General features: G+C 59.4%; 12 protein-coding genes. 11 read left to right on the top strand and 1 reads right to left on the bottom strand.

From position 1 onward, the window contains the following. Positions 1–152: 152 nt before the first annotated feature. On the bottom strand, positions 153–3,539 hold the full coding sequence (locus tag QSK43_RS04460; protein WP_332302454.1) for a YhdP family protein: 3,387 nt from the start codon (positions 3,537–3,539) through the stop codon (positions 153–155). Between the two features lie 118 nt (positions 3,540–3,657). Here QSK43_RS04460 and QSK43_RS04465 point away from each other — a divergent pair, with 118 nt between their 5' ends. The 11 genes from QSK43_RS04465 (at position 3,658) to purS (ending at position 14,606) form a co-directional block, all read left to right on the top strand. After that, on the top strand, positions 3,658–4,125 hold the full coding sequence (locus QSK43_RS04465; RefSeq protein ID WP_332302455.1) for a peroxiredoxin: 468 nt from the start codon (positions 3,658–3,660) through the stop codon (positions 4,123–4,125). A 279-nt stretch (positions 4,126–4,404) separates the two neighbouring features. After that, a complete protein-coding gene (locus QSK43_RS04470) occupies positions 4,405–5,715 on the top strand; it encodes a M23 family metallopeptidase (protein WP_332302456.1) in 1,311 nt (436 codons plus the stop codon). Between the two features lie 219 nt (positions 5,716–5,934). Further along, positions 5,935–7,446, top strand: coding sequence for a DEAD/DEAH box helicase (locus tag QSK43_RS04475; protein WP_045022757.1), 1,512 nt, complete (start codon positions 5,935–5,937; stop codon positions 7,444–7,446). Between the two features lie 31 nt (positions 7,447–7,477). Beyond that, entirely contained in the window at positions 7,478–7,897 is a 420-nt protein-coding gene (locus QSK43_RS04480) for an NUDIX domain-containing protein (protein WP_332302457.1), read from the top strand. Between the two features lie 838 nt (positions 7,898–8,735). Then, positions 8,736–9,863, top strand: coding sequence for an ABC transporter substrate-binding protein (locus tag QSK43_RS04485; protein ID WP_332302458.1), 1,128 nt, complete (start codon positions 8,736–8,738; stop codon positions 9,861–9,863). Positions 9,864–9,996: 133 nt separating this feature from the next. Next, positions 9,997–10,674: a ribulose-phosphate 3-epimerase gene (gene rpe / locus QSK43_RS04490; RefSeq protein ID WP_045022759.1), complete on the top strand. Its 678-nt coding sequence runs from the start codon at positions 9,997–9,999 to the stop codon at positions 10,672–10,674. A 61-nt stretch (positions 10,675–10,735) separates the two neighbouring features. Continuing rightward, on the top strand, positions 10,736–11,260 hold the full coding sequence (locus QSK43_RS04495; RefSeq protein WP_045022760.1) for a hypothetical protein: 525 nt from the start codon (positions 10,736–10,738) through the stop codon (positions 11,258–11,260). 137 nt (positions 11,261–11,397) lie between these two features. Next, on the top strand, positions 11,398–12,705 hold the full coding sequence (purB, locus tag QSK43_RS04500; protein WP_045022761.1) for an adenylosuccinate lyase: 1,308 nt from the start codon (positions 11,398–11,400) through the stop codon (positions 12,703–12,705). A gap of 69 nt (positions 12,706–12,774) precedes the next feature. After that, positions 12,775–13,338, top strand: coding sequence for an RBBP9/YdeN family alpha/beta hydrolase (locus QSK43_RS04505; protein WP_332302459.1), 564 nt, complete (start codon positions 12,775–12,777; stop codon positions 13,336–13,338). A 205-nt stretch (positions 13,339–13,543) separates the two neighbouring features. After that, complete coding sequence (purC, locus tag QSK43_RS04510) at positions 13,544–14,308, top strand: phosphoribosylaminoimidazolesuccinocarboxamide synthase (protein ID WP_003516002.1); 765 nt, start codon at positions 13,544–13,546, stop codon at positions 14,306–14,308. Between the two features lie 55 nt (positions 14,309–14,363). Next, complete coding sequence (purS, locus tag QSK43_RS04515) at positions 14,364–14,606, top strand: phosphoribosylformylglycinamidine synthase subunit PurS (RefSeq protein ID WP_003495372.1); 243 nt, start codon at positions 14,364–14,366, stop codon at positions 14,604–14,606. Positions 14,607–14,613 lie beyond the last annotated feature (7 nt).

The following is a 14,613-nucleotide window of genomic DNA, read 5'->3' on the forward strand; positions in this document are numbered from 1 at the left end:
CATCCAGCCACGGCGCATCTGCCCCGTGAGAAGACTCTAGTGCGATCAAGGACTTGATCGCACTGGGCCCCGGATCAGGTCCGGGGTGACGGAGTGCGAATGCACCCGTTCTCGCCAAACATCCGCTTGCGCCAAGCTTTACGGCGCTCCATTCACTGAAACTCGAAAATCTGCCGGAAGACACCAGGCGCGATCAGCGACAGCGGGTTTATCGTCAGCTTCGGCTGGTCCGTCTGGCCGGAAAGCTTGAAGGTGATGCCGAGCAATCCGCGATCGCGGCCGTTGCCGAGGAAGATGCCGATGAAGGGCAACTCGCCGAACAACCGGTTCAGCCCGTAGGCGGGCATGAAGGTGCCGGTCATGTCCATGCGGCCGCTCTGGTCTTTCAGGAGGCCCTGGAACGTCGCGCCGATCTGTTCGCCGCGCACCACCCCGTTTTCCACCGCAACCGAGCCGTTGACGTAAACGAGACGGGCAAAACCGCGCTGGAATTTCTCCGAACTGACATCGATATTGCGGCGAACAGCATTGTTGAGGCTCCTGCCGTCATCACCCGTCGGCGTGGTGACGATATCCTGAAGTTTCGCCTCGTTGACGACGGCGAAATTGCGCAGGTCGAGCGAGCCGCTCCAGTCGCTGCCATTGGCGGTCGTCAAGGCAAGATTGAGAAGGCCGCCACGAATGCGGGTGTAGATATTGGCGAAACGGGCGAGAGAACCGGCGTCGCTGCTTGTCAGGGTAACGGTTCCCGTCGCGCCGCGATTGGTCGTCTGCGCAACCACCGCCTGCCCATTGCCGGTGACGCCGCGAAAATCAACCGAGCGGACCTTGCCTTCGCGCACGCTGACATCGGCGCTGACATTGGAAAGGACTTCGTCGTTGAAACCGTAGACCTTGTCGAGTTGCGCCTTGATGGCAAGGGAAGGCTGCGAACGCGATGTCCCGTCGCCTCCCCCCGCAGGGCTGCGAAGCTTCGACAGGAGAGGCCGAAGGTCGGCCGATTTCCCGGAAGCGTTGATGGTATATCCATTTTTCGTGGCGGCGACCGCGACGGCGTAATTGTCGGATGGCGACAATTGCATGCGGCTGAGATCGGCCGAAATCAGCCCATTCTTGCTGAAGGTAATATCGCCGGCAGCGCCGAAGCCATCGCCGGTGAGGGAAAAATCGCTGATCGTCGTGCGGCTGCCATCGCCGGTTTCCAGTGTAAAGGCGGCTTTTGCCGGAATACCGATGCCCTTGCTCCAGCCAAGTCCCGGCAGAACGATCGACGCCTTCGCCAGATCGAGCCGGATAGCCTGATGTTTCATATCCGCGCCATTGATTTCCACAACCGTCGTACCGCCCAGAACGGTGGACAGTTCCGGCGCGAGCTTGGCGACCTGCGTCTCGGTAAGGGTCGCCTTCAGCGACAGCGTCGGAGCAACATCGCTGTTCTTGCGCACAGGCTCCGTCATCTGGATGTCCATCGGCACGTCATCCACCCGGCCCTTGCCCTCAAGCCGGAGTTGCCGGTCGTTGATTGCCATAAAACCGTCGAGCGCGGTCACCTTACGGCCGGAGAATGGCTTTGTCAGCGACAGGTTCGTCAGATCGAGATCAGCCGTCCATACCGGCGGTGGCGGATTTTGGCTGGAGAGCATGCCGACGGTAAGCTTCGCATTCGCCTTCACGTCACCGGTGAAGTCCTCCGGTTTGAACTGCGTATCCTTGAGCGCATTGATGGGCTTCAGCGTCGCAAGCTCCGCCACGGCATCGGCCGAGCCCGAAACGTTCAAATCGAGATTTCCAAGCAGGGGCTTGTCATAGACGGAGGAGATAACGAACTGGCTGCCCTCCAGCGCAAGCGACCGGTTGGAAGGGAAATAGGATGTCGCGCTCTTGAGATCGACGTTCATGCGAGCGCCGACGAGATTGAAATGCGCGTCGACATCGCGCAGCGGCGGAATGTCGCCGGTGGTATTGAGCCGCGTACCGTCGATATCGAAGCGGATCTGCATTTCGCTCTCGCCGAGCACCAGCGGGCAACCGGGACCGCACATCCGTCCCTGGGGAATGAAGATCGCAATCGAGCCGTTCGTAACGGTGCCGCCATAAAGATTGGACACGACCCAGTCACGCGGCTTGTGCGCCATCCAGAACGGCCAGAGCTGCTTGACCGCCGTGGCCTCCATCTTCGGAATCTGCCCGGCAAAGCTGATTTCAGGCGAGCCCTCCCCGAATCGGATTTTCAGCGACCCCGCCATGTCTCCAAGCGGGCCGGTAACATAAAGCGAGGGAACTTCGAGCTGCCTCGTGGCCGCCGTGAATTGCCCGTCCGCCTTCAGGCTGAAAGGAACCGGTTCCTCGCCGGAAGCTTCCGCCGACGCGAGCGCATTGTCGATCCGCAGCGAAAGACCGAAACCCTCGTCCGTATCCCTGATTTCGCCGGCGACAGGAATAACCGTCCGCTCGAGGTCGATCCGCGAATTCTCGATCACAAGCGTGCTTTTCTGAAAATCGAAGCGCGCATTGACGGTGCCGGCGGTAAAGGACTGAGCCTCGCCGCCGATGAGAAGCGTTCCGTTGCCCATGCCGACCGAAACTTCCAGCCGTGGCTCGTCCCCTTCAACGGCGCGGCGGGCGAGGATGCTGATGCCGGACTTGACGTTCAACCCTTCATGCAGATTGCCCTGGGGATCGTATTTCTCCAGAAACGGGCCGATATCGAAGCCGTCTATCCGGGCCTGAAAGCCGTCGATCATCCCGCCAGCCCCCGATGTCTTGAGCGACACGCTGGCGATTTCGCCGTTAAACAGCGTCTCGCCATCGAGCGAATATCCGCCTTGCTGGTCGGGGGTCAGCGAAAGTTCGCGCACCTCGATGGTGCGCGGTTTTCCAAGCTCGCCGGGCGGCAGATGAACGGAAACGCTGGAAATATCGATTTCCTCGGTTCCGCTGCTCAGGAACGCCTGGGCGAGCTTGTCGAGCTGCTCGAAGGCGCCCTGCAATTGCTGCGGCACGGCGTCGAGCTTGATACTGGATAGATCGAAACCGTTGCCCTTGGGCAGCAACGCCGTATCGAGTTCCATCCCGTCGGCTTCAAGGCTTTGCACCGAGACGCGACCGGTCAGAAGCGCGATCGGGTCAAGCGCCATGCCGATCGCCCGCGCCCGGCTCAGATGCTGGCCGGACTCCTTCTCGATGATATCCACATCCTCCGCCACCAGCGCCAGCCGCAGCCCGGTCGAGAACCTTATGGCCGAAGAACCTATCCGCGCGCTGTAATGCGGTCCGAGCGCCCTTTCGAGCGCCTGCTGCGCCTGGCTGGAAAGGGCCTTGTCGATCGATCCGGTCTCGACGGAGACGATGATGCCGCCGATCGACAGGAAGGCCAGCACGAAAAGAGCAGCGAAAATCTTGCACAGGGCCCGCACCATGGAGCGCGGCGCCGGGCAATGCACGATGATGGGATTTTCAGCCTGCGCCGAAGGAAGACCATGCAGCGCAATGATATCGCGCTTGCTGAACTTCACCTTTTCACCCCTGACTTCAGCCATACGCCCGTGTTTGCCCCTGAATAGCTGTTGTTTCGCCGCAACACTGGACGACGCCGGTTTCGCTATATATCGAATGTGGCAACTTTCACTCAACATCCCGGCGAAAGAAAGATGGATTATGACAGACCTGACGATTGGCGGCCCGGCTCCTGACTTTACTTTGCCCCGTAACGGTGAAGGAACGGTGACATTGTCCAAACTGCAAGGCAAGACCGTCGTTCTCTATTTCTACCCCAAGGACGATACATCCGGCTGCACCGCGGAAGCGATCGACTTCAGCGCCCTTGGCGGAGAATTCGAGGCCGCCAACACGGTCGTCATCGGCATTTCTCCAGACAGCGTCAAAAGCCACGACAAGTTTGCAGCAAAACACAAGCTCTCCGTCATGCTGGCGGCCGACGAGGAGAAGAAGGTTCTGGAAGCCTACGGCGTCTGGACGGAAAAAAGCATGTATGGCCGGAAATACATGGGTGTGGAACGCACCACCGTCCTCGTCGCCCCGGATGGGAAAATCACGGAGATCTGGAACAAGGTGAAGGTCGCGGGCCACGCGCAAACCGTTCTCGACGCCGCAAGGAAACTCTGAAAGACGGCCCGTCGTGACGCCTTCCTTCAAGATCGTCTCCCCGCTCGACCCTCCCCTGCCCGAACGCCGGGCAGGCCGGAAAAACCCGAACTCGTTCCGCCGTCAGCAACAGCTGACACCGCTTTCCGGCCAAACACGCCGCCTCCGGCAAAACTTCGTTAACCTTAACGAATTATGATTTCCTTTAGAGCGTCGTGCGTCCATTCGGACAAAGAACGCTCTGAGGTGTTGAATCTACGCATCGTGCTTTGCAAAAAATCGGCCAGCCGGAGAGAGATTTTGACTGATACAGCGGAAAACCGGGTATTCGGCAAAAAGCGGCAGCAGCACGTTCTCGTTCTGGCGAGCGGCGACAAGGTCCGGCATATGACGATCCGGCCGTGGATGACGGCTCTTGCCGGCTGCACGATCGGCCTTTTTTCACTCGGTTATCTCGGCGCCACCGGCTATCTCATCTTGCGCGACGACCTGATCGGCGCGACCATGGCGCGCCAGACGCGCATGCAGCATGACTACGAAGACCGTATCGCAGCGCTGAGGGCACAGGTGGACCGCGTTACCTCGCGGCAATTACTCGACCAGCAGGTGGTTGAAAAGAAAGTGGAAAAACTGCTGCAACAGCAGGCAGCGCTCACCTCCAGGCACGGGCGCATGAGCGAGTTGCTGGAGCGCGCGGAGAACTCCGGCGTCGCCGCCTCCACGGCCCCGATCCCGACGGCCCCCTCTTCTCTCTCTAATGCGATGGCGCCGGAAAAACGCGCCGATCTGACGGGCGGCCTCTCCGCCATAGAAAATCTGATGGCTCCCCGGACACCGCAGCCGGAAAAAGCGGCCGGAACGGACAAGCGGGCAGCCTATGTGCCCGAAAGCGGCGAAACGCCTTCCGACCGGGCCGACCGGGTGTTTTCCAAGGTGACGCTTTCACTGAAGGATATCGAACGCCAGCAAATATCCCGGATATCCAGATTGACCAGCGACGCCGAGGACAAGGCAAGCGCGATGCAGGACATCATCCGGCAGGCGGGCCTGAAAATCGACGAAAGCGGCACTGATGGTACCGGTGGTCCCTATGCGGATCCGCAGCGGAACGACACCGATCCGTTCAATATGTCTTTGACCAATCTCGACAACGCGCTCAACCGGCTGGATGTCGTCAAGGAAACCGCGACCGCCCTGCCCTTCGGCAATCCCGCCCCTGGCCGGGCGATCACCAGCCGATTCGGCAACCGGCTCGACCCGTTCCTCGGAAGGCCCGCCTTGCATACCGGCATCGATTTTCGCGCCGAAACCGGCGCCGACGTCAAGGCGACAGGTGCCGGCAAGGTGACGGTTGCGGAAAATTCCGGCGGCTACGGCAATATGGTCGAGATCGATCACGGTCAGGGCGTATCGACACGTTTCGGCCATCTCTCGACCATTCTGGTCAAAGCCGGCGACAAGGTCGAGACCGGTGACGTCATCGGCCGCGCCGGCAGCACCGGGCGCTCCACCGGTCCGCACGTGCATTACGAGGTGCGCCGCAACGATACGCCGGTTGATCCGATGAGGTTCCTGATCGCCGGGGCGGAGCTTAAAACCTATCTCAAATGACGGTCCGATTTTAACGCTTTTTTCGCCCTTTTTACGATAAATCGCCCGAAACCGCGTCGAAGGCTAAAAAGCCTCGCTCGCCCCCCGGCGTATCGCGCGCATTTCCCGTTGTTTCCTTGACTTTCCGGCAATTTGGGCATATCCCCGCGCCAAGTCTTTGCAAGTGTCGTTGCGGCACGCAGGTGTTCTTACCGAACCAGAACGGAAAAAGTTCTTCCTTTGACAACATTCTCTGATCTTGGCCTGAGCCAAAAAGTTCTTTCCGCTATTGCAGATGCCGGCTACACGACGCCGACACCCATTCAGGCCGGCGCTATTCCGCCCGCACTCGAAAAGCGTGATATCTGCGGTATCGCACAGACAGGCACGGGAAAAACCGCGTCCTTCGTTCTGCCGATGCTCACTTTGCTGGAAAAGGGCCGCGCGCGCGCCAGAATGCCGCGCACGCTGATCCTCGAGCCGACCCGCGAACTTGCGGCACAGGTGGCGGAAAACTTCGAGAAATACGGCAAGAATCACAAGCTGAACGTCGCCCTTCTTATCGGCGGCGTTTCGTTTGAAGACCAGGACCGCAAGCTCGAGCGTGGCGCCGATGTCCTCATCTGCACGCCCGGCCGTCTTCTCGACCATTGCGAGCGCGGCAAGCTCCTGATGAGCGGCGTGGAAATCCTCGTCATTGATGAAGCAGACCGCATGCTGGACATGGGCTTCATTCCCGATATCGAGCGTATCGTGAAAATGATTCCCTTTACCCGGCAAACGCTGTTCTTCTCGGCCACCATGCCGCCGGAAATTCAGAAGCTCGCCGACCGGTTCCTTCAGAACCCCGAGCGTATCGAGGTTGCCAAGCCCTCCTCCACGGCAAAGACGGTTACGCAGCGCATCGTCGCTGCGCACAACAAGGACTATGAGAAGCGCGCCGTCCTGCGCGATCTGGTCCGCGCCGAAGAGGCTGAACTCAAGAACGCGATCATCTTCTGCAATCGCAAGAAGGATGTCGCCGAGCTGTTCCGCTCGCTGGATCGTCACGGCTTCTCCGTCGGCGCATTGCATGGAGACATGGACCAGCGTTCGCGCACCACGATGCTGCAGAACTTCCGCGATGGAAATCTGACGCTGCTGGTCGCCTCCGACGTTGCAGCCCGCGGCCTGGACATTCCCGATGTCAGCCACGTCTTCAACTTCGATGTTCCCATTCATGCCGAAGACTATGTCCACCGCATCGGCCGTACCGGTCGTGCGGGCCGTTCGGGCAAGGCCTTCACCCTCGTCACCAAGAGCGATGCGAAATATCTCGACGCGATCGAAAAGCTGATCACCGAGAAGATCGAGTGGCAGAACGGTGACCTGTCCTCTCTCCCGGCGCCCATGGAAAGCTTTGAGAGCAATTCCCCCCGCCGGGGCACCAAGGAACGCAGTGGCAGAGGCCGCGACAGGAACCGTCGCGATGCACCCGCATCGCCGGTAGAAATCATCAATCAGGATGCACAATCCACTGTGGATACGGACATCGCGGCTCACGGAGAAGACAAGGTGAAGGCAGAACGCAGACCGGAAAAGACCCCGCGCAATTCCGAGCGCAACAGCCGGAGCCTGAATTCGCAGCACGCCAATGACGACAACCGCGACCGCCGCCGCCATTATCGCGACCATGACGATGGCCCGACCCCCGTCGGTTTCGGCGACGACATTCCCGCATTCATGCTGATCGTGGCAAACGCCAAGGCCTGAGCCCAATAAGGCTATCGCAGGAACGGAAAGCATGACGCCGACCATCAAGCCAGGACTGGATTTTCCGGGCGTCGGCGTTGGCCTTGCGATACTACGTGAGGGCCGCCTGCTTTTGTGCCGGCGCATGAAAGCGCCGGAAGCCGGGTACTGGAGTATTCCGGGCGGCAAGGTCGATCACCTCGAACCCTCCCTCGCCGCCGCACGGCGCGAGGCCGAAGAAGAGACCGGGCTGACAATCGGCAAGGTCGAATTTCTCTGTCACAGCGAATATATCGATCCGGAAGACCGTCACCATTGGGTCTCCCTGATATTCGTCACCCGCAACACGCAGGGTGAGCCGGCTCTGACCGAGCCGGACACGCTTTCCGACATCGGCTGGTTCGACCCCGATGCCCTTCCCGAACCGCTTTCCGCCTTTGCAAAAGACGCGCTTGCCGCGCTGGTGAAGTAAAGCCGAATAACGGCTGGACGCCTGCCTTTGCCGAAAGGCTTCAGGCTTCCCGGCGACCTTCCAGAGAGCCTTGAGACAAGTCAAAGACGAGGCAGGCCTGCGGTAGACGCATTCCTTGCGCACCATTTCTTTTCAAAAAATGCAATAATGAAGGAATGTCTTTGCGCGGGGATTTTCAAATTCAATTTTAAATTGCTCAAATTAGCATCATGTAAAAAACCGCCCCGGTTGCCCGAAGCGGTTTGTACGTAATAAAAAAAATAGAATATAGAGTGTAATATAGTCTGGCAGTGCTTATGATCGGAACACCTTCCGAGGCCTTTTAGAGCCAATTTCAGTCGTCCCCTGAAACACGTATATCTAAGCTAATCATTTACTTTCCGTCAAGCAAATCTTCTCGCAAATGCGAAAAAAACATGGCAAGAAACAGAGGATGGTCAGGGAAACATGTATATTCCCTTTTAATATCAATAAATTATGTGAGTGAAAATAAAATGTGCATTTTATTGGGGTGCACTATAAAAAGCAAACTTGAAAAATCGCCCTTCATAAACTGTGCTTATACGCACCACATGTTACAGCTTTATAAAGTAAAGGTCGTCTAGACCACCGCGAGAAATACTTCATCGCTCGCGCGGCGCCACGCGCAAATTGTCGACCCTTGAAAAATAAGTCTCGGCTTAAAATAGTCTCGCCCAATTATGCTGATGACAACAACCATAACGTGTTTCGGTAGCCTTTCGCTTCAAATCGGACATTTTGCGATCAAAACCGCCGCCTTGCGAACCGGGATATGCGATTATGATGGGTACCGGTGATTTTTCCTTTGGAAAACCGGTTGTTGCCGATAAACATCAAGCCTGGACAACAGGATTTCGATCACGTCATGCTTTCACTTCGCCTGCTAACGATTATCGCCGGTTTTGCCTTTGCGGGCTCAGCAAGCGCGGCGTCGATCGGCATCGTTGCTCCTCAGAACGGTCCTTACGAGCTTCTGGGACAGCAGGTGCGGCAGGGTGCGAAGGCCGCCGCCGCCAAGCTCGGGCTGGACGTCGTCGAAATCCATGAAAGCTGCGAAGACGGCAGCGGCGGCGCGATCGCCGATGGCCTCGTCGCCGCCAAGGTCAGTGCGGCAATCGGTTTTTTGTGCACTGAAACGCTTCAGGGCGTTCTACCGCCCCTGAAGGCAGCCGCCATTCCGGCAATCACGCTTTCCAGCCGCGCGCCGATCCTGATGGAAGACGCCCTGAAATACGGTTGGCCGCTTTTCCGCCTCGCCGCTTCGGATAAGGCCGAATCGGACAGGGCTGCGGAAATTATCCTGCGCGACTGGAAAGGGCATGCCATCGGGCTGGTGGATGACGGCACGATCTACAGCCGCGAGCTGGTCGACCGCATTCGCTCGACGTTGGAGGAAAACGGGCTGAAACCCACCTTTGCCGACACGATACGCCCCGGCCAGGAACAACAGGTGGCGCTTGTGCGCCGGCTGGCTCGTACCGGTATCACCCACGTCTTCATCGGCGCGGAACGCAACGACGTCGCCATCGTGGCGAGAGACGCCGGCTCCGAAAACATTCCCCTCACCATCATGGGCGACGACGCCATGAATGCGGCGAACAACCCCGTGCCACTTGCGGCGAACGTGCTCGCGATCACGCGTCCGGCCTATGACACGCTGCCATCGGCGCAAGCCGTCTCTGGAGAATTGCGCGCCGCCAATATCGAACCGGAAGGCTATACCCTGCCCGCCTATGCGGCTACGGAATTGACCGCGGCGCTCGCCGAAGCGGCACAATCCCAGGGGAAACCCGCGCCGGAGATACTGGCAAGCGGCACCGCCTTCAAAACCGTGATCGGCGATCTCGCTTTCAGCCCTGCGCATGAACTTGTCGACAATCCCTATCGGCTGCAGCGCTGGAACGGCCAGCGCTTCGAACCGGCGGACAAGGCCGAAAGACAATAGGGTGAAGCCGGGACGCCTCAAAATTCAATGAAACCCGGCCGAAAACCGCCGGCAACCGCGCCGCAAGCCGTTTCAAACCCCGATACTTGGTGCTAAAGGCAGCTTACGCAACGCGTCGAGAGGAGTTTGCCCCATGTCCCTGCCCATCCGGATAGCACCGTCCATTCTGGCGTCCAATTTCGCCAAGCTGGGACAGGAAGTCGCCGATGTCACGGAAGCGGGCGCGGACTGGATCCATCTCGATGTGATGGACGGTCATTTTGTGCCCAACATCTCCTTCGGTCCTGACGTCATCAAGGCGCTCCGTCCGCACAGCAATGCCTTTTTCGACTGCCATCTGATGATTGCCCCCGCCGATCCCTATCTTGAAGCCTTCGCCAAGGCGGGCTGCGACGGGATCACTGTACATGCGGAGGCCGGGCCCCACCTGCATCGTTCGCTCCAGACGATCCGCACGCTTGGCAGGAAGGCCGGTGTGACGCTCAATCCCGCCACACCGCTTTCCGTCATCGAAAACGTGCTTGATGATGTCGATCTCGTCCTGATCATGAGCGTCAATCCCGGCTTCGGCGGCCAGAAATTCATTCCGGCCATGCTCGACAAGATCAGGGCGGCAAAAGCGATGATCGGCGACCGGCCGATCGAGCTTGAAGTAGACGGCGGCGTAACGGCGGAAACCGCCGGCGCCATCGTCGCGGCCGGTGCCAACGCGCTGGTGGCCGGCTCGGCCGTCTTCAAGGGTGACGGCGTTGCGGACTATCGCAAGACGGTCTCACTCTTGCGCTCGGTGTCGGAAGCCGCCAGGTCCTGACCCGTAGCCGAAAGCGGATACGCCGCGAGCAAGACTACGGGGCGTTTGGGTGGGGGCTTAGATGAACGGTGACAGGCAGAATTTCCGCCAAGCAATCTCGGCAGGGCTGTTTTCGTTCCTCGCCCCGCTCGTCTGGGCCGTCATCTCGGCGGCCACCGCCATCCTCGGCCTCTATCTCCGCAACCGGCTGGAAACCGACCATGCCGCCGGCATCGCGGTGCTGTTCTTCTGCGGCGGGCTCCTCGGCTGGCCACTCGCCATGGCCGCGCTGCGCTTCCTTCCGGTTTCCGCCGGCCTGCCGCTGCGTTTTGTGGCAAGCTGTCTCGCCATCGCTTTTTTTACCGTTGCAGTCACGGCAGCGTTCTTCGCGTTCCAGTACCGCATGTTTTATGCGCAGTGGCACGCGCCGGCGTTTTCCCGCATCTGGTTTTTCCAGCAGTTCTTCACCTCGCTCGGCGCGGTCTACCAGTTCTGCATTCTCGGCCTCGGTCTCTATTTTCCGTTAGCCGCCGTTCCGCTGGCGCTTGCGGGCGTAATCCTATGCAGACGGGCGCATGGAGCGCCGTGCGTCCGTTCGGATGCATAAAAGCCGCTCCAACGCTTTGAATATGCGCATCGGGCCGATACGCGGGCTTCATAGTCGATTGAGATTACCGGAACACTTTGCTAAACGGGCAGCAAAGCTCCTCCACCAAGCCAAGCTCCACTAAGAAAGTCATTGCCATGATCCCTCGTTACTCCCGGCCGGAAATGGTCGCCATCTGGTCGCCGGAAACAAAATTCCGCATCTGGTTCGAGATCGAGGCGCATGCCTGTGACGCGCTGGCCGAACTCGGCGTCATCCCGAAATCGGCCGCCCAGACAATCTGGGAAAAGGGCGGCAGCGCGACTTTCGACGTCGCCCGCATCGATGAGATCGAGGCCGTGACCAAGCATGATGTCATCGCCTTCCTCACCCACCTTGCTGAATTCGTCGGTCCCGACAGCCGCTTCATCCATCAGGGCATGACCTCGTCCGACGTGCTGGACACCACCCTCAACATCCAGCTCGTCCGCGCCGCCGACCTGCTGCTTGCCGATATGGACCGCGTGCTTGCGGCTCTCAAGACGCGCGCCTTCGAACACAAGGACACGGTACGCATCGGTCGCAGCCACGGCATCCATGCCGAGCCGACGACGATGGGCCTCACCTTCGCGCGCTTTTATGCCGAGATGCACCGTAACCGCGAGCGTCTCGTCAATGCGCGCGCCGAAATCGCCACCGGCGCGATCTCCGGCGCTGTCGGAACCTTTGCCAATATCGATCCCCGCGTCGAGGAACATGTCTGCGCAAAGCTCGGCCTGACACCGGAGCCGGTCTCCACGCAGGTCATCCCGCGTGACCGTCACGCCATGTTCTTCGCCGTTCTCGGCGTCATCGCATCGTCGATCGAAAACGTCGCCATCGAAATCCGTCACATGCAGCGCACCGAGGTTCTGGAAGCGGAAGAGTTCTTCTCTCCCGGCCAGAAGGGTTCTTCGGCCATGCCGCACAAGCGCAATCCGGTTCTGACCGAAAATCTCACGGGCCTTGCCCGTCTGGTGCGCATGTCGGTGGTGCCCGCGCTTGAAAACGTGGCGCTCTGGCACGAGCGCGACATCAGCCACTCCTCCGTGGAGCGCGCCATTGGTCCCGACACGACAGTCACGCTCGATTTCGCGCTGAACCGCCTGGCCGGCGTTATCGAGAAGCTGGTAATCTATCCCGACAACATGCTGAAGAACATGAACAAGTTCCGCGGCCTCGTGCATTCGCAGCGCGTTCTGCTGGCGCTGACGCAGGCCGGCGTTTCCCGCGAGGACGCCTACCGTCTGGTGCAGCGCAATGCCATGCGGGTCTGGGAACAGGGTGCGGATTTCCTTGAGGAACTGCTGGGCGACGAGGAAGTGCGCGCTGCCCTTCCCGAAGACGTCATCCGCGAAAAATTCGACCTCGGTTACCACACCAAGCATGTCGACACGATTTTCGCCCGCGTCTTCGGCAAGGCCTGAGGCAAGGCTGGTTAAGTTAATGCCGCCGCGACCTTGATCGCGACGGCATGAAACCACAGATATGGGCCCATGAAAGTTTCAGAAGCAGATATTCTCATCGTACCGGGTTACACCAACTCCGGCCCAGACCACTGGCAGACCCGCTGGGAGCGCAAGCTTTCCACCGCGCGCCGGGTCGAGCAGGCGGAATGGACAAAACCGGTGAAGCACGATTGGGTGGCGCGGCTGGTGGAAGAGGTCAACGCCTCGACCAAGCCCGTGGTCATCGTCGCGCATTCGCTGGGCGTGCCGACCCTGATCCACGCCCTTCCGGAGATCGGCAAGAAGGTTGCAGGCGCGCTGCTGGTCGCACCGCCGGATGTCGCCAATCCCGATATCCGCCCGAAACATCTGATGACCTTCGGACCTTATCCGCGCGATCCCCTGCCGTTTCCGACGATCACCATCGCCAGCCGCAACGATCCCTTCGGCACCTACGAGCATGCCGACGATATCGCCGCCGCCTGGGGTTCGCAGCTGGTCGATGCCGGCATGTCCGGCCATATCAACGCCGAGTCCGGCCATGGCCCATGGCCCGAAGGCAGCATGGTGTTCGCCCAGTTCCTGAGCCGCCTGAAGGCGAACGAACCCTGACGATTGCGGCCGCGCAAGGTCCGTATCGCACCCGGCCGGTCACGTCGGCGGTTTTCCGGCCGAGCAACATTCTCCGGCCCGACACAAGAATTGAAGGGAAGATATGCGAGCCGCATTGTAGAATGCACTCTTTTCCTTTATGGGACCGCTCAAAGATACAAACGCAACGCCACCAGAATCGGCGTCAACCAAGAGACCTGCCATCATGAACCGTCGCCGCCGTATTTACGAAGGCAAGGCCAAGATCCTCTATGAAGGTCCGGAGCCAGGCACGCTTATCCAGTTCTTCAAGGACGATGCGACTGCCTTCAACAAGAAGAAACATGAAGTCATCGACGGCAAAGGTGTGCTGAACAACCGTATTTGCGAATATGTCTTCACGCATCTGAACAAGATCGGCATTCCGACGCACTTCATCCGCCGCCTCAACATGCGCGAGCAGTTGATCAAGGAAGTGGAGATGATCCCGCTCGAGATCGTCGTGCGCAATGTCGCCGCCGGCTCGCTGTCCAAGCGCCTCGGCATTGATGAAGGCGTGGTTCTGCCGCGCTCCATCATCGAGTTCTATTACAAGTCCGACGAACTCGAAGACCCGATGGTCTCCGAAGAGCACATCACGGCCTTCGGCTGGGCAAACCCTGCCGAGCTTGACGACATCATGGCGCTCGCCATCCGCGTCAACGACTTCCTGTCCGGCCTGTTCCTGGGCGTCGGCATCCAGCTCGTCGATTTCAAGATCGAATGCGGCCGCCTGTTCGAAGGCGACATGATGCGCATCATCCTCGCCGACGAGATTTCGCCCGACAGCTGCCGCCTCTGGGACATCGAGACCCAGAAAAAAATGGACAAGGACCTGTTCCGCCGCGATATGGGCGGGCTTGTGGAAGCCTATTCCGAAGTGGCGCGCCGCCTCGGCATCATCAATGAAAACGAACCGATCCGCGGCACCGGCCCTGTCCTGGTAAAGTAATATCGGCCTCGTGAAATAATATCGGCCTAGCAAGGTAAAATCAGGAGAAGATCAGGTGATCAAGGCACGGGTGACTGTTACGCTGAAGAACGGCGTTCTCGATCCGCAGGGCAAGGCAATTGAAGGCGCGCTCGGCAGCCTCGGTTTCGGTGGCGTCGGCCATGTCCGTCAGGGCAAGGTCTTCGATCTGGAACTGGAAGGCGCCGACAAGGCCAAGGCCGAGACCGACCTGAAGGCGATGTGTGAAAAACTCTTGGCCAATACGGTCATCGAAAACTACTCTATCGCCATTCTCTAAAAGCCGC

The organism is Rhizobium sp. GR12 (assembly GCF_036596185.1).
Lineage (GTDB): Bacteria > Pseudomonadota > Alphaproteobacteria > Rhizobiales > Rhizobiaceae > Agrobacterium > Agrobacterium nepotum.